At 71.0% G+C, this 17,533-nt stretch carries 13 protein-coding genes; 7 read left to right on the top strand and 6 right to left on the bottom strand.

Going from position 1 to position 17,533, the window contains the following annotated elements:
• Positions 1-3: 3 nt before the first annotated feature.
• The 3 genes from O3X23_RS28360 to O3X23_RS28350 form a co-directional block, all read right to left on the bottom strand.
• The gene (locus O3X23_RS28360; RefSeq protein ID WP_269274425.1) at positions 4-3,780 is read right to left on the bottom strand and encodes a multifunctional oxoglutarate decarboxylase/oxoglutarate dehydrogenase thiamine pyrophosphate-binding subunit/dihydrolipoyllysine-residue succinyltransferase subunit; all 3,777 of its coding nucleotides are present in this window, start codon (positions 3,778-3,780) and stop codon (positions 4-6) included.
• A 230-nt stretch (positions 3,781-4,010) separates the two neighbouring features.
• A complete protein-coding gene (locus O3X23_RS28355; RefSeq protein WP_443047998.1) occupies positions 4,011-5,099 on the bottom strand; it encodes a HAMP domain-containing sensor histidine kinase in 1,089 nt (362 codons plus the stop codon).
• Positions 5,096-5,812: a response regulator transcription factor gene (locus O3X23_RS28350; protein WP_269274424.1), complete on the bottom strand. Its 717-nt coding sequence runs from the start codon at positions 5,810-5,812 to the stop codon at positions 5,096-5,098. Before O3X23_RS28350 ends, O3X23_RS28355 begins: the two co-directional genes overlap by 4 nt.
• Positions 5,813-6,015: 203 nt before the next feature.
• On the opposite strand from O3X23_RS28350, the gene lon reads away from it, so the two are divergent.
• Positions 6,016-8,433 carry an endopeptidase La gene (lon, locus tag O3X23_RS28345; RefSeq protein ID WP_269274423.1) on the top strand — a complete coding sequence of 806 codons (2,418 nt, stop codon included), beginning with the start codon at positions 6,016-6,018 and terminating at the stop codon, positions 8,431-8,433.
• Positions 8,434-8,528: 95 nt separating this feature from the next.
• Here lon and O3X23_RS28340 read toward each other — a convergent pair whose 3' ends face one another.
• A complete protein-coding gene (locus tag O3X23_RS28340) occupies positions 8,529-9,389 on the bottom strand; it encodes a lysozyme (protein WP_269274422.1) in 861 nt (286 codons plus the stop codon).
• A 212-nt stretch (positions 9,390-9,601) separates the two neighbouring features.
• Between O3X23_RS28340 and O3X23_RS28335 the strand changes: the two genes are divergently transcribed.
• On the top strand, positions 9,602-10,027 hold the full coding sequence (locus tag O3X23_RS28335) for a MarR family winged helix-turn-helix transcriptional regulator (RefSeq protein WP_269274438.1): 426 nt from the start codon (positions 9,602-9,604) through the stop codon (positions 10,025-10,027).
• Between the two features lie 26 nt (positions 10,028-10,053).
• Here the strand turns inward: O3X23_RS28335 and O3X23_RS28330 are convergent, their stop codons facing one another.
• On the bottom strand, positions 10,054-10,824 hold the full coding sequence (locus O3X23_RS28330) for a hypothetical protein (protein ID WP_269274421.1): 771 nt from the start codon (positions 10,822-10,824) through the stop codon (positions 10,054-10,056).
• A gap of 369 nt (positions 10,825-11,193) precedes the next feature.
• Between O3X23_RS28330 and O3X23_RS28325 the strand changes: the two genes are divergently transcribed.
• Genes O3X23_RS28325 through O3X23_RS28305 form a run of 5 tightly spaced genes read left to right on the top strand, consistent with a single transcriptional unit; the run spans position 11,194 to position 16,338 of the window.
• Positions 11,194-13,536, top strand: a complete 2,343-nt coding sequence (locus tag O3X23_RS28325) for a sensor histidine kinase (protein WP_269274420.1) — start codon at positions 11,194-11,196, stop codon at positions 13,534-13,536.
• Entirely contained in the window at positions 13,533-14,048 is a 516-nt protein-coding gene (locus O3X23_RS28320; RefSeq protein WP_269274419.1) for a roadblock/LC7 domain-containing protein, read from the top strand. The genes O3X23_RS28325 and O3X23_RS28320 overlap by 4 nt, the downstream gene beginning before the upstream one ends.
• Positions 14,048-14,443: a DUF742 domain-containing protein gene (locus tag O3X23_RS28315; RefSeq protein WP_269274418.1), complete on the top strand. Its 396-nt coding sequence runs from the start codon at positions 14,048-14,050 to the stop codon at positions 14,441-14,443. The genes O3X23_RS28320 and O3X23_RS28315 overlap by 1 nt, the downstream gene beginning before the upstream one ends.
• The gene (locus tag O3X23_RS28310) at positions 14,424-15,032 is read left to right on the top strand and encodes a GTP-binding protein (RefSeq protein ID WP_269274417.1); all 609 of its coding nucleotides are present in this window, start codon (positions 14,424-14,426) and stop codon (positions 15,030-15,032) included. Before O3X23_RS28315 ends, O3X23_RS28310 begins: the two co-directional genes overlap by 20 nt.
• Before the next feature lie 43 nt (positions 15,033-15,075).
• Entirely contained in the window at positions 15,076-16,338 is a 1,263-nt protein-coding gene (locus tag O3X23_RS28305; protein WP_269274416.1) for a styrene monooxygenase/indole monooxygenase family protein, read from the top strand.
• Positions 16,339-16,394: 56 nt separating this feature from the next.
• On the opposite strand, the gene O3X23_RS28300 is transcribed toward O3X23_RS28305, so the two are convergent.
• Positions 16,395-17,510: a C40 family peptidase gene (locus O3X23_RS28300; RefSeq protein WP_269274415.1), complete on the bottom strand. Its 1,116-nt coding sequence runs from the start codon at positions 17,508-17,510 to the stop codon at positions 16,395-16,397.
• Between the last annotated feature and the right edge of the window lie 23 nt (positions 17,511-17,533).

Raw genomic sequence — 17,533 nt, 5'->3', positions numbered from 1 at the left:
GGGTCAGATCTCGAAGACCTCGTTGACCAGGGCTTCCTGCTCGGCCTGGTGGCGCTTGGCGGAGCCGACGGCCGGCGACGAGGACGACGGGCGGGACACCCGGCGCAGTCGGTCGGCGTTGTCGGGAGCGGCGCCCAGCACCAGGTCCAGGTGGTCGATCAGGTTCAGGGCGATGAACGGCCACGCACCCTGGTTGGCCGGCTCGTCCTGCGCCCACACGTACTTCTGGGCACCGGTGTACCGCGCCAGCTCGGTCTGGATCTCCTTGCCGGGGAGCGGGTAGAGCCGCTCGATCCGGACGATGGCGACCTCGTTCGCGCCCTTGGCCTCACGTGCCGCGATCAGGTCGTAGTAGACCTTGCCGGAGCAGAAGACCACCTTGCGGACGGCGGACGGGCTGACCGTCGTGTCACCGATGACCGGCTGGAACCCGCCCGAGGTGAAGTCCTCGGACCGGGAGTTCGCGGCCTTCAGTCGCAGCATCGACTTCGGGGTGAAGACGATGAGCGGCTTGTGGTGCGGGTTGTGGACCTGCCAGCGCAGCAGGTGGAAGTAGTTCGCCGGCGTGGTGGGGCTGGCGACCGTCATGTTGTTCTGCGCGCACATCGCGAGGAAGCGCTCGATGCGGGCCGAGGAGTGGTCCGGGCCCTGCCCCTCGTAGCCGTGCGGCAGCAGCAGGGTGACGCCGGACGTCTGGCCCCACTTCTGCTCGGCGGAGGAGATGAACTCATCGACGACGGTCTGGGCGCCGTTGACGAAGTCACCGAACTGCGCCTCCCACATCACCAGCGCCTCGGGCCGGGCCAGCGAGTAGCCGTACTCGAAGCCCATCGCCGCGTACTCGCTGAGCAGCGAGTCGTAGACGTTGTAACGGGCCTGGTCGTCGGAGAGGTAGAGCAGCGGGGTGTAGTCCTCGCCGGTCTCCCGGTCGACCAGCACGGCGTGCCGCTGGCCGAACGTGCCACGGCGGGAGTCCTGGCCGGCGAGCCGGACCGGGGTGCCCTCCATGAGCAGCGAGCCGACCGCGAGGGTCTCGCCCATCGCCCAGTCGATCGTGCCGTCCTCGACGCTGGCCGCGCGGCGCTGCAACTGCGGCAGCAGGCGCGGGTGGACGGTGATCCGGTCCGGGATGTTGGTCTGGGCGGCGGCGATCCGCTTGATGGTCTCCTGGCTGATCGCCGTGTCCAGCTTGACCGGGAACTCCTGCGTCGGCACCGGCATCTCGCTGGCGGCGGGAGTGGAGGCGGCCTCGCGGACCTCGGTGAAGACCTTCTCCAGCTGACCCTGGTAGTCCTGCAGGGCCTGCTCGGCCTCTTCCAGGGTGATGTCGCCCCGGCCGATGAGGGACTCGGTGTAGAGCTTGCGCACCGAGCGCTTCTTGTCGATGAGGTCGTACATCAGGGGCTGGGTGAACGACGGGTTGTCGGCCTCGTTGTGACCGCGGCGGCGGTAGCAGACCAGGTCGATCACGACGTCCTTGTTGAACGTCTGGCGGAACTCGAAGGCGAGCCGCGCGACGCGGACCACGGCCTCCGGGTCGTCGCCGTTCACGTGGAAGATCGGCGCCTCGATCATGCGGGCGACGTCGGTGCAGTACATCGACGAGCGCGACGCGGCCGGGGCGGCGGTGAAGCCGACCTGGTTGTTGATCACGATGTGCACGGTGCCGCCGGTGCGGTAGCCGCGCAGCTGCGACATGTTCAGCGTCTCCGCGACGACACCCTGGCCGGCGAAGGCCGCGTCGCCGTGCAGGGCGACCGGCATGACGGTGAAGTCGGTGCCCGCCTTGTTGATGATGTCCTGCTTGGCGCGTGCGATGCCCTCGACGATCGGGTCGACGGCTTCCAGGTGCGAGGGGTTCGCCGCCAGCGAGACGGTGATCTGCTCGCCGTCCAGACCGGTGAAGGTGCCCTCGGCGCCCAGGTGGTACTTGACGTCGCCGGAGCCGTGCATCGACTTGGGGTCGAGGTTGCCCTCGAACTCGCGGAAGATCTGGGCGTACGACTTGCCGACGATGTTGGCCAGCACGTTCAGCCGGCCGCGGTGGGCCATGCCGATGACGACCTCGTCGAGACGCGACTCGGCGGCAGCGTCGATGACGGCATCGAGCAGCGGGATGACGGACTCGCCGCCCTCCAGCGAGAAGCGCTTCTGGCCGACGTACTTGGTCTGCAGGAACGTCTCGAACGCTTCGGCCGCGTTCAGCCGGCGCAGGATCCGCAGCTGCTCGTCGCGCTCCGGCTTGGTGTGCGACCGCTCGACGCGGTCCTGGATCCACCGGCGCTGCTTCGGGTCCTGGATGTGCATGAACTCGACGCCGACGGTGCGGCAGTACGAGTCACGCAGCACACCGAGGATGTCGCGCAGCTTCATCAGCGACTTGCCGGCGAACCCGCCGACCGCGAACTCGCGCTCCAGGTCCCACAGGGTGAGGCCGTGCTCCAGGACGTCGAGGTCCGGGTGCTTGCGCTGGCGGTACTCCAGCGGGTCGGTGTCGGCCATGACGTGGCCGCGGACCCGGTAGGAGTGGATCAGCTCGAAGACCCGCGCGGCCTTGGTGACGTCGTCGTCGTGCGCGGTGTCGATGTCGGTCCGCCAGCGGACCGGCTCGTACGGGATGCGCAGCGACTCGAAGATGTCGTCGAAGAAGCCGTTCTCGCCCAGCAGCAGCAGGCTCATCTGGCGCAGGAACTCGCCGGACGCCGCACCCTGGATGACCCGGTGGTCGTAGGTGCTGGTCAGCGTCATGACCTTGGAGATGCCGAGCTTGTTCAGGGTGTCCTGCGACGTGCCCTGGAACTCCGCGGGGTAGTCCATCGCGCCGACGCCGAGGATCAGACCCTGTCCGGGCATCAGACGCGGCACGGAGTGCACGGTGCCGATGCCGCCGGGGTTGGTCAGCGACGCGGTGACGCCGGTGAAGTCGTCCATCGTCAGCTTGTTCGCGCGGGCGCGGCGGACGATGTCCTCGTACGCCTGCCAGAACTCGAAGAAGTTGAGCGTCTCGGCCTTCTTGATGGCCGCGACGACCAGCTGGCGGTCGCCGTTGGGCTTCACCAGGTCGATGGCCAGGCCCAGGTTGACGTGGGCCGGCTTGACCAGCGTCGGCTTGCCGTCCTTCTCCGTGAAGGAGTTGTTCATCGTCGGCATGGCCTTGAGGGCCTGCACCATCGCGTACCCGATGAGGTGCGTGAACGAGACCTTCCCGCCCCGGGCGCGCTTGAGGTGGTTGTTGATGACGATGCGGTTGTCGAACAGCAGCTTCACGGGGATCGCGCGGACGCTGGTCGCCGTCGGCAGTTCGAGGCTGGCGTTCATGTTCTTCGCGACGGCGGCCGAGGGGCCGCGCAGCGTGACGTACTCCGGCCCGTCGGCTGCCGCGGCCGGTTCCGCGGCCTTGGCCGGTGCGGCCGCCTTCGCGGGAGCGGGCTTGGCGGGGGCCGAGGTGGCGGCCGCGGGCTTGGCCGCTGCGGGGGCCGGCGCCGGAGCGGCGGCCTTCGCGGCGGCCGGCGCGGCCTGTGGGGCAGGGACAGCAGCCGTGGCCGGCGCGGTCGGAGCCGACGCGGCCGGGGCGGCCACGGACGAACCCGTGTCCGTCCCTGGCTTGTAGTCGGCGAAGAAGTCCCACCAGGCTCGGTCTACCGAGTTCGGGTCCTGGAGGTACTGCTGGTAGATCTCATCGACGAGCCACTCGTTGGGGCCGAAGCCCGCGACAGGGCTCTTGCCCTGCCCGGTGGCGTCGATCGAGGTAGTCGAGCGATTGGGGGACTGTGGCGACACGGCGGCAACCGCCCTCTTCCGCTTCACAAGATGGTGGACAGCGGGAATAAAGGCTACGCCTACCGGGCCGTTCGGCGCAGGCCCGGGGGTCAGTCGTCGCGTAAGTCACACCGGAAGAGGGGTTTCGACGCTGTGCATGGCGGGAAATTGGACCCTCTTGAGGGGTTGTGACGGCAGTCCCCCGTACGAATACGGCCCGCTGTCCGCCGCACCCGTATTGCCAGCCTATGTCAACGTTGCGCGGGAACCGAACCCGGAAGCGTGACGCGGATCCGGCAGCCGCGCGGCGACTCCGCCACCTCGATGTCCCCCCCGTGCAGATCGACCGCCCAGCGGGCGATGGCCAGTCCCAGCCCCGTACCGCCGTCGCCGCCGGGGTGGGCGCCCCGGTTGAAGCGGTCGAAGACGCGGTTCCGCTCGGACTCCGGGATGCCGGGACCCTCGTCCCGCACATCCAGGTCCAGGCTCCCCGGCCCGATCCCGCGCCGGGCGCGGACCGTGACCCGGCCGCCGGGCGGGCTGTGCTTGACGGCGTTGTCGACGAGGTTGGCCACCACCTGGTGCAGCCGCTCGGCGTCCGCGTACGCGGCCAGCTCCGGCGGTGAGACGTCCAGATGGAGGTGGACGTCGGCGCGGGGGCGGCTGCGCGAGCCGGCGCGGGCGGCGCCCTCCATGCCCAGGCTGGCCGTCTTCAGCACGGCCGACAGATAGGGCCAGACCTCGAAGGGCTTGGCGTCCAGGCGCACCGCGCCGCTGTCCAGCCGGGACAGGTCCAGCAGCTGGCTGACCAGCTTGCCCAGCCGCTCGGTCTGCTGCAGTGCGGTGCGCATCGTCTCCGGATCGGCCTCGGAGACCCCGTCGACGACGTTCTCCAGGACCGCCCGCAGCGCCGCGATGGGCGTGCGGAGCTCGTGTGAGACATTCGCCACCAATTCCTTGCGGTGCTGGTCGACGGCCTCCAGATCGGCGGCCATGCGGTTGAAGGTCTCCGCCAGCTCGCCGACCTCGTCCCGCCGCACCCGCGCCACCCGGCGGCTGTAGTCGCCCTGCGCCATGGCCCGCGCGACCGCGGTCATCTCCCGCAGCGGCGCCGTCAGGCCGTGCGCCACGAACTGGGTGATCAGCAGGCAGGCGATGATCGAGAAGATCGTGATCACCCGCAGCTCGGTGGCGGAGTGGATCGCGACGATCACCAGCAGTGTCGTGATCAGTACGGAGACGACGACCAGCAGCTGCAGGGCGGCCTTGATGGACCGGAGCGGGTCGTAGGGCCTCAGCGCCGCCCACACGCGCGCCCACAGCCGCACCCCCATCCTCATGGCGAGGGGGTCTCCAGCGCGTAGCCGACCCCGTGCACCGTACGGATCCGCTCGGCGCCGATCTTGCGGCGCAACGCCTTGACGTGGCTGTCGACGGTCCGGGTGCCGGACGCGTCGGCCCAGTCCCAGACCTCGGCCAGCAGCTGCTCACGGGAGAGGACGGCGCGCGGCTGCTGGGCCAGGCACACCAGGAGGTCGAACTCGGTCGGGGTCAGGTGCACGTCAGTGCCGCGCACCCGCACCCGTCTCTGCGAGTTGTCGATCTCCAGGTCGCCCAGCTGCAGGCTGCCGCCGCGCGGGCTGTGGGCGGCGATCGTCGCGCGTTCGACGCGGCGCAGCAGCACATGCACCCGGGCTGCCAGCTCCCGCATGGAGAACGGCTTGGTCATGTAGTCGTCCGCGCCGACCCCGAGGCCGACGAGCATGTCGGTCTCGTCGTCACGCGCGGTCAGCATCAGGACCGGAACCGGCCGCTGTGCCTGCACCCGGCGGCAGACCTCCAGGCCGTCGTAGCCCGGCAGCATGACGTCGAGCACCAGCAGATCCGGCTGCCAGGCGATCGCCGTCTCCACCGCGGTGGGCCCGTCGCCCGCCGTGCGTACCTGGAACCCCTCGGCGCGCAGCCTGGCCGCGATGGCGTCGGCGATCGTCGGATCGTCCTCCACCACCAGCACCCGGCGCTGCGCGCCCGGTGTCGTCTGTGTGCTGTCCATTGCCGCCCCACAAGGTCGTCCCGGTTGGCATGCAGCGTACGGGGCGGCCGACGCGCTCGGCTACGTGGCCCAAAAAGGACAGTCGGCACCCTTTCCGGGCGCCCTGAGCGTGATCGCTCAGAGCGAACATCCGTTTGGGGAACACCGGAGGCATCACATGCATTGAGTCCACATAGCTCAACTTGCTTGCTTAGGGAGAGATCATGGCTGCTGTAGCCGCACCGTCCGGACCGCTCACCCTGCCCGTGCTGCCACTGGACGACGCTGTGGTGCTGCCCGGCATGGTGGTGCCGCTGGACCTGACGGACACCGAGGTACGCGCGGCCGTGGAGGCCGCGCAGTCCGCGCACGTCCCAGGAAGTAAGAGCAAGCCGCAGGTGCTGCTTGTTCCGCGGATCGACGGCACGTACGCCGCGGTCGGCACGCTCGGCTCGATCGAGCAGGTCGGGCGGCTGCCCGACGGGGACCCCGGCGCGGTCATCCGTGGCCTGGCCCGGGTGCGGATCGGCGCCGGGACCACCGGGCCCGGCGCCGCGCTGTGGGTCGAGGCGAGCGAGGTCGAGGAGCCGCCGGTCACCGAGGCGCCCGGCGCCGTCGCCGAGCTCGTCAAGGAGTACAAGGCCCTGGCCACCAGCTGGCTGCGCAAGCGCGGCGCCTGGCAGGTCGTGGACCGGGTGCAGCAGATCGAGGACGTCTCGCAGCTCGCGGACAACTCCGGCTACTCGTCGTTCCTGACGACCGAGCAGCGCGTCCTCCTGCTGGAGACCAGCGACCCGGTGGAGCGGCTGCGGATCGCCATCGCCACGCTGCGCGACCACCTCGCGGAGCAGGACGTCGCCGACACCATCCGCAAGGACGTGCAGGAGGGGATGGAGAAGGCGCAGCGCGAGTTCCTGCTCCGCCAGCAGCTCGACGCCGTTCGCAAGGAGCTGTCCGAGCTGAACGGTGAGCCCGAGGACGAAGCGGGCGACTACCGGGCCCGCGTCGAGGCCGCCGACCTGCCGGAGAAGGTCCGCGAGGCCGCGCTCAAGGAGGTCGAGAAGCTGGAGCGCTCCTCCGACGCCTCGCCCGAGGGCAGCTGGATCCGCACCTGGCTGGACACGGTGCTCGAACTGCCGTGGAACACCACCACCGACGACGTCTACGACATCCCGGGCGCTCGCTCGGTGCTCGACGCGGACCACGCGGGCCTCGACGACGTCAAGGAGCGCATCACCGAGTACCTGGCGGTGCGCAAGCGCCGCTCCGACCGCGGTCTCGGTGTGGTCGGCGGCCGGCGCGGAGGCGCGGTGCTGGCGCTCGTCGGGCCTCCCGGGGTCGGCAAGACCTCGCTCGGCGAGTCCGTCGCGAAGGCCATGGGACGGAAGTTCGTCCGGGTCTCGCTCGGCGGCGTCCGGGACGAGGCGGAGATCCGCGGCCACCGGCGCACCTACGTCGGCGCGCTGCCGGGCCGGATCGTCCGGGCCATCAAGGAGGCCGGGTCGATGAACCCGGTGGTGCTGCTCGACGAGATCGACAAGGTCGGCTCCGACTACCGGGGCGACCCGGCGGCGGCATTGCTGGAGGTCCTGGACCCGGCGCAGAACCACACCTTCCGGGACCACTACCTGGAGGTCGAACTGGACCTGAGCGACGTGGTCTTCCTGGCCACCGCCAACGTCCTGGACTCGATCCCCGAGCCGCTGCTCGACCGGATGGAGCTGGTGAGGCTGGACGGCTACACCGAGGACGAGAAGGTCACCATCGCCCGTGACCACCTGGTCCCGCGCCAGCTGGAGCGGGCCGGGCTCGTCACCGACGAGGTGTCGCTCGACGACTCGGCGCTGCGCAAGCTAGCGGGGGAGTACACCCGCGAGGCGGGCGTGCGCACCCTGGAGCGGTCGATCGCCCGCATCCTGCGGAAGATCGCCGCTCGGCACGAACTGGGTGAGCAGAAGCTGCCGTTCACCGTCACCGACGCCGATCTGCGGGCGCTGATCGGGCGGCCGCACCACACCCCGGAGTCGGCCCAGGAGCCGGACGAGCGGCGGACGGCCGTCCCCGGGGTGGCGACCGGCCTGGCCGTGACCGGGGCGGGGGGCGACGTGCTGTTCATCGAGGCGTCGCTGGCCGACCCGGAGACGGGCGGATCGGGGCTGACCCTCACCGGGCAGCTCGGGGACGTCATGAAGGAGTCGGCACAGATCGCGCTCTCCTTCCTGCGCTCGCACGGCGCGGAACTGGAGCTGCCGGTCGGCGACCTGAAGGAGCGCGGTGTGCACATCCACGTGCCCGCCGGCGGCATCCCCAAGGACGGCCCGAGCGCGGGTGTCACGATGACGACGGCGCTCGCTTCGCTCCTGTCGGGGCAGCGGGTCCGCACCGACGTGGCCATGACCGGTGAGGTGTCGCTGACCGGCCGGGTGCTGCCCATCGGCGGCGTCAAGCAGAAGCTGCTGGCCGCGCACCGGGCCGGGATCACCACGGTGATCATTCCGAAGCGCAACGAGCCCGATCTGGACGACGTGCCCGCGGAGATCCTGGAGAAGCTCGACGTCCACCCGGTCTCCGACGTCCGCCAGGTGCTGAAGCTGGCGCTGGAGCAGTCGGTGGCGAGCGACCGGATCCCGGTCGCCGCCTGACCGTCCCCGCAGCGGCGAACACGACGACAGGGCGCTGCCCCTCCCCCCGTGGGAGGGGCAGCGCCCTGTTCCGTGCGTCGCGGTGTGCCGGGCGGCTACCCGTTGGCGAAGGCCTGCAGCCGGTCGTAGGCGCCGTTGAAGCGGTCCTGGTCGCCGGGGAAGACGCCGGAGTCGGCGTACTGCCAGATGGTGTGGAAGCCCCAGCCGGCCGGCAGGGTGCCGACGCTGGTGGAGTAGCGCGGGATCCACAGCGGGTTGTTGGCGGAGAAGGCGCTGCTGTTCCCGGTGCACTGCGTCCACCAGTTGGTGGAGGAGTAGATCGTCGGGTAGCGGCCGGTACGGGCGCGGTACTGGTTGCTGAACGCGGCGATCCAGTTGACCATGCTGCCGGCGCTCAGGCCGTAGCAGGTGGCGCCGTAGGGGTTGTACTCGATGTCGAGCGCGCCGGGCAGCGTCCTGCCGTCACGGGACCAGCCGCCGCCGTGGTTGACGAAGTAGTCGGCCTGGGCGGCGCCGCCGGAGTTGTCGGGCAGCGCGAAGTGGTACGAGCCGCGGATCATCCCGACGTTGTACGAGCCGTTGTACTGCTGGGCGAAGTAGGGGTTGGTGTACGAGGTGCCCTCGGTGGCCTTGACGTAGGCGAACCGTCCGCCGTTGGACCAGGCGGCCGACCAGTTGACGTTGCCCTGGTAGCCGCTGACGTCCATGCCCGGCGTCTGGGTGACCAGTGGGGTGGCCACGTTTCCGGTGCTGGTGCTGCCGCCCTCGTGGGCGCGGATGGTCGAGCCCATCCAGTCGAGTTCGGGGTGGGTCATCGGACCGCTGGCGGCCGCGCCCGCCGGGCTCGGCAGGGCGAGTAAGACCGCGAGGAGCGTGAGGAGCAACCCGGCGGCGAGGGCCGTTCTGGCGCGGAGGATTTCTGGAATGTGCACGGCGGAACGGGCTCCGAAGGACATAGGTGCCTCCATGGGGGGATGGGGCCTGACGCGCACCATGGCCTTGGGATGGCCATGACAGGATGAAGGTAGGTGCGGCATCTACGCGCATGGAAGAGCCCTCGGGAACCGCCGTTGGTCTACACCTGCGAAATACTGGGGCAGCTGCGGGAACGACGAACGCTGGAAGAAACTTTCAGCCCTCTGAAAGCGAAAGCGCTGTGGACGAGCAGATGGAAGCCCTGGAACGCGAGCTGACGGTGTTCTACCGGCGGGCCCGTGCGTCGTCCGGCGAGATGGCGCGTGAACTCCACCCGGAACTGGAACCCGCCGCCTACGGACTGCTCGTCCGCCTCCAGGAGTGCGAGCCCGAACGCGCCACCGACCTCGCCGCGTACTTCGGCGTCGGCAAGGCCACGATGAGCCGGCAGCTGCGCGCACTGGAGGTTCTGGGGCTGGTCACCCGCGAGCCGGACCCCGCCGACGGCCGCGCCTTCCTGATGCGGATGACGGCCGAGGGACGCGAGCGCTTCTCCCGCGTGCGCGCCGCCCGGCGCTCCCGCTACCTCCGCCGGCTGGCGTCCTGGGACCGCGGCGAGGTCAGCGAACTGGCCCGGCTGCTGCAACGACTGAACGAACTGCAGGGATCCGACGACTAGAACCCCTCAACCCCTCCGAAGGGTTCTCAGATCTCGACCAGGGCGGCCGTCGCGTCGTCGAACGGCTTGCCGCGCGGGACGGCCCGGCCCTCGGGGTCGGCGGACTCGGCGGCGCGCACCCGCCGGATCAGCGCCTGTGGTCCCTCGTCGCGCAGCAGCGTGAACGTGCCGGCCCAGTCGTCCGCGCGGAAGACCTCGACCAGCCGGGTCGCCCCGTCGCTCAGCGCGGCGAAGGCACGGACGCCGACGCGCGGGGTGGTGCCGGTGACCGCGCGCGAGACCACCGCCGGATCGGCCGCCGCGGTGAAGAAGCCGCCCTCGGCGTTGCGCAGCTCGGGGACGGCGCGGCCCTCGGCCACCAGCCGGTCGATGCGGTCGTCCAGCACCGGCGTGATCTTGCCGTCGGGGGCTTCGAGGAGCAGCACGGAATCGGAGAGCACGAGATGCTCCACGCTGTCCTGATTCCACCGGACTGTGACCACTGTGGCCTGCGGCGTTAGCTGGTGATAAAGATCACAGGTGTCGCGGTGCGCGTCCGCCGTACGGCCAATCGCGGTCGCCAGGCAGTCGGCAAGCGTCATCTCCGATCGCGAAACGGACAGTTCGAGCAGTGCCCCTCCAAGTCGCGCCACGAACCAGGGCACCGAGTGGACGCAGTCGCCGTTGCCGGGCCGCGGTGTCACGCCGTCCAGCAGAACCAGCACGCCACCTTGCCCGGAAGCGGGCAGGGCCAGTGCGAGGAAGTCCTCGTTGGGGCGGTCGGGGGTGCCGGGCTCGGTGCTGCTCTCGATGCGCATGGCTCAATTCTGCCGGAGCGCCGTTCGAACCTCCTGGTCCGTACCTGGCAGCCCCCGAACTGCCGCAGATCCCCATTTCAGGGCACCTGACATGCGGGGATGGGATGCGGGCGGGCATCCTGCCAGGGCTCGGCCACGACACCAAACCCGTTCGACGGTCACGGATTGAGACGTTCCGCTCCGGGCTTGTTCGTCAACTCATCCTTGCGATTCACTCGTTCGGGTGTCGGGGAGGGGGGTCGCGCGGCCCCGTCTACAACGGGCTGAGAGGGTCGGGCCCATTGACCAGGCGAGACGGGATTGCGAGCTCCGGTGCGAAGACGACGTGAACCGCGCGACGGGGTTCCCCCCGCGGCGGGCAAGGGACGGGTGCGCAGCCGCTTGCTGGCCGCCCTGTTGATCTGTGCTGTCATCGTGCCGGCCGCGGCCGCGCCCGGAGTGGCGGTCGCCGTGCGCGACGTCTCCGACGCGCAGGACGAGGTGACGGCGGCCGAGTTGGCCATCCGGGCCGTCTCGCTGGCCCACTCACTGGCCGACGAACGCGACGACATGGCCGCCTTCGTCGCCGGCGGCCGCTCCACCGCCCCCGGCACCGGCGCCCCCGGACTCTCCGAATCGCAGCGCAACCGGGTGGACCGGCAGGCGCAGGGCCTCTCGGCCGACGAGGACGCCGCCACCGAACTGCGCGAAGTGCTGGCGACCATCCCGCAGATCCGGCAGGACGCCCTGACCGGCACCGGCACCCCGCAGGCCGTCGTCGCCGCGTACACCCCCCTGCTGGACGCCCTGGGCCGGGTCACGGGCCCGGTGGCCGCACCGCTCAGCCGCGCCGCCGCGCTGGCCGCCACCGAGCGCGGGCTCCTGGTGAGCGCGCTCACCGGTACCGGCTCCCAGCGGCCGCTGGCCACCGACGCGCAGAGCGTCGCGGTGCAGGAACGGGCCGCGCTGGCCGACTTCCGCGCCACCGCGCCCCAGGAACTGCGCGACCAGTACAGCCAGACCGTCACCGGCGCGGATGTCACCGAGGCCGAGAGCGACCTGCGGCTCCTCACCGACCAGCCGCAGTTGACCGGCTCCGACCGGGCGCTCGGCACGGCCGCGGTGAAGGCAGCGCTCACCGCCAGGATCGGCCTGATGCGCAGCGTCGAGTCCTCGCTCGCCACCGCCGAGGCCGACGCGGCGAGCGAACGGCGGGACGACGCGGTCACCGCCCTCGAACTGCGCGTCGCCCTGGCCGCGGTGTGCCTGCTGGTCGCCGTCGGCGTCCTCGTCTCCACCGCCCGCTCGCTCACCCGGCCGCTCGCCGCGCTGCACCGCTTCGCCACCGGCGGCTCCGAGGAGGCGCGCGTCGTCGGCGACGACGAGTTCGCGACGGTCGCCCGCCGTATCAACGTGCTCGTCACCGAGCTGCGCGCCGTACAGGCCCGCGGCCTCGAACTCGGCGCGGAGCAGACCCGGCTGCTCGGCATCCGCGACGCGCTCGCCGCGGAGCGCGACAGCCTGCTGCGGCAGCAGGACGCGACCCGCGCCGCGAGCGACAGGACCGAACCCGGCCGGACCGGCCCGCACACCACGTATGTCAACCTCTCGCTGCGCACCCTGGGCCTGGTGGAACGCCAGCTCGCCCTCATCGAGGGCCTGGAGGAGCGCGAGCAGGACCCGGACCGGCTGGAGACGCTCTTCCGGCTGGACCACCTCGCCACCCGGATGCGCCGCAACAGCGAGAACCTGCTGGTCCTCGCGGGCACCGAGCACAGCCACGGCGCCGCCTCCGCCAAGCCCGTACCGCTCGTCGACGTGGCCCGCGCGGCGATCTCGGAGATCGAGCGCTACGAGCGGGTGCGGATCCAGCTGATGCCCTCCGGTCAGCTGGCCGGACACGCGGCCGACGACACCAGCCACCTGGTGGCCGAGCTGCTCGACAACGCGACCGCGTTCTCACCGCCGCAGGCCGAAGTGCAGCTCTCCGGCTGGATGCTGGAGAACGGCGAGGTGATGATCTCCGTCGAGGACCAGGGCATCGGCGCCCCGCCGGAGCGGCTCGCCGAGCTGAACGCGCTGCTCACCGATCCCGAGCCTGCCGCACCCGGCAACGCGACCGGCATGGGGCTGTATGTCGTGGCCCGGCTCGCCGCCCGCCACGGGATCCGCGTCCAGTTGCGCGAGCAGAAGCAGGGCGGCATCGCGGCCGTCGTCATCCTGCCGCGCCGGCTGCTGCCCGCCGCCCGCCCGGACGACGCCCCGGCCAACCCGGTGGAGGCCGCGATCGCGGGCGAGCCGATGCCGGTGGCGGAGACTCCCGCGCCGGAGGCGGTGGCAGAGACTCTGGCGCCGGAAGCGGTGGCGGATGCTCCGGAAGCGGTTCCGGCGGCCGGTGTCGTACGGCCGCGGCCCGCGCCCGACGACACACCGGCGGCCGCGTCCGGGGCGCCGGATCCGGCGGCCTCCGCCGAGGAAGCCGTCACCGGCAAGGGCCTGCCGCAGCGCGTGCCGCGCAGCAGCGGGCTGACCGGCGAACCGGCCGCGCGCCGCACGGGACGGACCGGGCCGGTGGACGCGGAGGCGCTGCGGCGTAAGTTCGGCGGATTGCAACAAGGACTTCGGGACGGACGACGGGACGCGGAAGAGGAGACCCGGGCGGCAGACCCGGGGAAGGCAGGCCCAACGGGGGGCACGGGCGCAGTTGGAACCATCGAGGAGGCGAGCCGTTGAACGCGGCGAGTACGGATACGAAGGACCTGAGCCATGAAGCCCGCAATCTGCGGTGGTTGCTGAGCAACTTCGTCGAGGAGGTGCCCGGCGTCCACTCGGTCGCCGTGGTCTCCTCCGACGGGCTGCTGCTGATCACCTCCGATGCGGAGGCGGAGGCGGCCGGGGAACCCGGCGGGCAGCAGCCGCCGGCCGGCCCCGCGGACGCCCGGGCGGACCTGGCCACGGTCGTCTCCGGCCTCGCCTCGCTGACCGACGGCGCGGCCCGTCTGATGGACGGCGGCAGTGTCCGGCAGACCGCGGTCGCCATGGACGAGGGCAGCCTCTTCGTGATGTCGATCAGCGACGGCTCGCTGCTCGGCGTCCACGCCTCCGCCGACTGCGACATGAGCGTCGTCGGCTACCACATGGCGCTCTTCGTCGGCCGGGCCGGACACGTCCTGACCCCCGCGCTCCGCAACGAGTTGCGCCGATCCCGGGAAGCCGCCGGCTCCGTGAGCGGAGGCGGTCGCTGATGTCCATGTCCCTGCCCCAGCGCGGCGCCGACCGCCGCACCGCACGGGTCCGCCCGTACGCACTGACCGGCGGGCGCACCCGCTTCGGTCACGTGCTCTTCGTCGAGACGTTCGTGGCGAGTATCGACGGCCAGGAGCCGGGTTTCGTGCTGACCGCGGGACGCTGGGCCGAACGGGTCATGCCGGAGATGCGCGCGATCGTGGAGTTGTGCCGCAGAATGCGGTCGGTGGCCGAGATCTCGGCTCTGCTGCGGATGCCGCTCGGCGTCGTCCGCGTACTGCTCAGCGACCTGGCTGATCAGGGAAGGATCCGCGTCTACGGAACCGGGCACGGGCCCGGCAGCCCTGATCGCGCGCTGTTGGAAAGGGTGCTCGGTGGACTTCGCAGGCTTTGAGGAGACCGGCGGGACGCAGGAGTGGCAGACGGAGCGCGGGCGCGCGCCGGTCTCCACCAAGATCGTGGTCGCGGGCGGCTTCGGCGTGGGCAAGACGACGTTCGTCGGCTCCATCTCGGAGATCACGCCACTCACCACCGAGGCGGTGATGACGCGGGCCAGCGAGTCCGTGGACGACCTCGGCTCGACCCCGGACAAGACGACGACCACCGTCGCGATGGACTTCGGGCGGATCACGCTGGACCAGGACCTCGTGCTGTACGTCTTCGGCACGCCCGGCCAGCAGCGTTTCTGGTTCATGTGGGACGACCTGGTGCGCGGCGCGATCGGCGCGATCGTGCTCGCGGACACCCGCCGGCTGGCCGAGTGCTTCCCCGCGCTCGACTACTTCGAGGGCTGCGGACTGCCGTACACCGTGGCGGTGAACCAGTTCGAGGGCACTCCTGAGTACACCGAGCAGGACGTCCGCGAAGCGCTCGCGGTACCGCCGCACATACCCGTGTTGATCTGTGACGCCCGGAAGCGGTATTCGGTGGTGGAGGCGCTCATGGCACTGGTCTCGCACGCCTTGGCCGAACAGCCGCTCTGAGCGGTACGTACACGAACTTATTCACGGAAGCCGGACCTTCATCATGCGCAAGATACTCATCGTCGGAGCCGGTCAGGCCGGGCTCCAACTGGCCCTGGGTCTGCAGGGCCGTGGTTACGAGGTCACCCTCATGTCCAACCGCACGGCCGACGAGATACGCGACGGCCGGGTGATGTCCACCCAGTGCATGTTCGACACCGCGCTGCAGCACGAGCGCGACCTGGGCATCAACTTCTGGGAGGAGCAGGCGCCGCGCATCGAGGGTGTCGGTGTCTCGGTCGCGGCCCCGGACGCCTCCCGCCCCATCGACTGGGTGGGCCGCCTGGACGGTTACGCGCAATCCGTCGACCAGCGGGTGAAGATGGCCGGCTGGATGGAGACCTTCGCCGAGCGCGGCGGCAAGCTCGTCATCCACGGCGTCGCCGTCTCCGACCTCGACTACTTCTCGCGCGCCTACGACCTGGTGCTGGTCGCCGCGGGCAAGGGCGAGCTGGTCTCGATGTTCGCCCGCGACGCCGCCCGTTCGCCCTACGACGCCCCGCAGCGCGCGCTGGCGGTCGCGTACGTGCACGGCCTCGGCCCGCGCCCCGAGCACCCCGGCTTCCTGGCGGTGCGCTGCAACCTCGTGCCGGGCGTCGGCGAGCTCTTCGTCATGCCGACCCTCACCACCTCGGGCCCCGCCGACATCCTCTTCTGGGAGGGCGTCCCCGGCGGCCCCCTCGACGTCTTCCAGGGCGTCAAGGACCCCGAGGAGCACCTGCGCCTCACCCTGGACCTGATGCGGCAGTTCACCCCGTGGGAGTACGACCGGGCCCGCTCGGTGGAACTCACCGACGCGAACGGCACCCTGGCCGGGCGCTACGCGCCCACCGTCCGCCAGGGCGTCGCGGAACTGCCGTCGGGCGGGCTCGTCCTCGGCGTTGCCGATGTCGTCGTCGCCAACGACCCGATCACCGGGCAGGGCTCCAACAGCGCCGCCAAGTGCGCCGCGTCCTATCTCCAGAGCATCGTCGAGCGCGGCGACCAGCCCTTCGACGCCACGTGGATGGGGTCCGCCTTCGACCGGTACTGGCAGATCGCCGAGCCCGTCACCAAGTGGACGAACGCGATGCTCGGGCCGCCGCCCGAGCACGTGCTCCAGCTGATCGGCGCCGCGGGCGGGCTGCCGCCCGTCGCGGACCGCTTCGCCAACGGGTTCAACGACCCGGCCGACTACGAGCAGTACTTCTTCGACCCGGCCCTGGCCGCGGCCTACCTCGGCGAGGTCCAGTCCGCCCAGGCCGGACAGCCGGCGCAGGGCGCGTAACGCACGGAGGGGCCGGGCCGCTCGTGGTACGAGCCGCCCGGCCCCTTTCCGGTTCCTCAGCCGATGTTGTTGCCCCGGTCGGAGCCGCCGTCCATCGGCGTCGCCGCGTCCGCCCGGGGAACGGCCGGCGGGACGTAGTCCTTCATCGGGCCCTGCGCCGAGTCGGGCCTGACCGCTCCGAGGATCGGGTTGGCGGCGATGGGGGAGACCTTCACGAAGGCGCCGGGACGCGGCGCCTGGATGACGAGACCGTTGCCGATGTAGATGGCGACATGCGTCGCGCCCGGGAAGTAGATGACGAGGTCGCCGGGGCGCAACAGGCTCATCGGCACCTTGGGCAGCTGCGCCCACTGCTCCTGGCTGGTGCGCGGGATGGCCTTCCCGGCGTGCAGCCAGGCCTGGGAGGTGAGCCCCGAGCAGTCGTACGAGTTCGGTCCCTCGTCGCCCCAGATGTAGGGCTTGCCGAGCTGCAGGAACGCGTAGCCGACCGCGCGGTTGCCCGTCTCGGAGGGCGTCCGGCTGCCGGTGCCGAGGGCCTTGGAGTCCAGGAAGTCGCTCTGGGCCTGGTTGATGCCCTGCTCCTCGAGCTTCTGGAGCTCCTCGAGCTGAACACCTGTCAGGCCCGCGATGATCGTCTCGACGCGCTTGAGGTGCTCCTCGACCTGCGCCTTCGCGGCGCCCTGCTGGGTCTGCAGCAGCTGCGCCTGGCCGAGCGCGGCCTGGGCGCCGGCGTTCAGCACGGCGATCCGCTGCTCGCCGCCCTTCAGCTGCTCCAGGAGCTCGGCCTCGCTGCCCGCGGCCCGCTGCAGCAGGTGCTTCTGCGAGAAGAGGTCCTGCGGCTCGTCGGCGACCAGCAGGTTGAGGTACGGCGAGACTCCGCCGTCCTGGTACTGCCGGCGGGCGAGCATCCCGATCTGGTCGCGCGCCTCGGCGACCGCGACCCGCTGGTCGGCGAGCTGCTTGTCCAGCGCGATGGCCGTGGCCTGCTGCTTGGTCGCGGCTTCCTTGGCCTTGTTGAAGGCCTCGGTGGCCTGCTCGGTCTGCAGGTACAGCGTCTGGAGCTGGGTCAGCAGCTGGACCAGCGGCTGTGACGGGGGGTCATGGGGTGCGGCGGCCGCTTGCTGGGCGGGGAGCGAGAGCGCGGCGGCCGCGAGGAGCGCACCGCATATCACCGCTCGGTGGATCCACCCACGGT

The organism is Streptomyces sp. H39-S7, assembly GCF_027158205.1.
GTDB lineage: Bacteria > Actinomycetota > Actinomycetes > Streptomycetales > Streptomycetaceae > Actinacidiphila.
This window is presented reverse-complemented; position numbering and strand designations above follow the sequence as displayed.

What these genes read in the sequence shown, in the direction of transcription:
- O3X23_RS28340 (WP_269274422.1), bottom strand. Translation starts at nt 9,389, where the DNA reads ATGTCCTTCGGAGCCCGTTCCGCCGTGCACATTCCAGAAATCCTCCGC.
- O3X23_RS28330 (WP_269274421.1), bottom strand. Translation starts at nt 10,824, where the DNA reads ATGCGCATCGAGAGCAGCACCGAGCCCGGCACCCCCGACCGCCCCAAC.
- O3X23_RS28355 (WP_443047998.1), bottom strand. Translation starts at nt 5,099, where the DNA reads ATGAGGATGGGGGTGCGGCTGTGGGCGCGCGTGTGGGCGGCGCTGAGG.
- O3X23_RS28315 (WP_269274418.1), top strand. Translation starts at nt 14,048, where the DNA reads ATGTCCATGTCCCTGCCCCAGCGCGGCGCCGACCGCCGCACCGCACGG.
- lon (WP_269274423.1), top strand. Translation starts at nt 6,016, where the DNA reads ATGGCTGCTGTAGCCGCACCGTCCGGACCGCTCACCCTGCCCGTGCTG.
- O3X23_RS28350 (WP_269274424.1), bottom strand. Translation starts at nt 5,812, where the DNA reads ATGGACAGCACACAGACGACACCGGGCGCGCAGCGCCGGGTGCTGGTG.
- O3X23_RS28335 (WP_269274438.1), top strand. Translation starts at nt 9,602, where the DNA reads ATGGAAGCCCTGGAACGCGAGCTGACGGTGTTCTACCGGCGGGCCCGT.
- O3X23_RS28305 (WP_269274416.1), top strand. Translation starts at nt 15,076, where the DNA reads ATGCGCAAGATACTCATCGTCGGAGCCGGTCAGGCCGGGCTCCAACTG.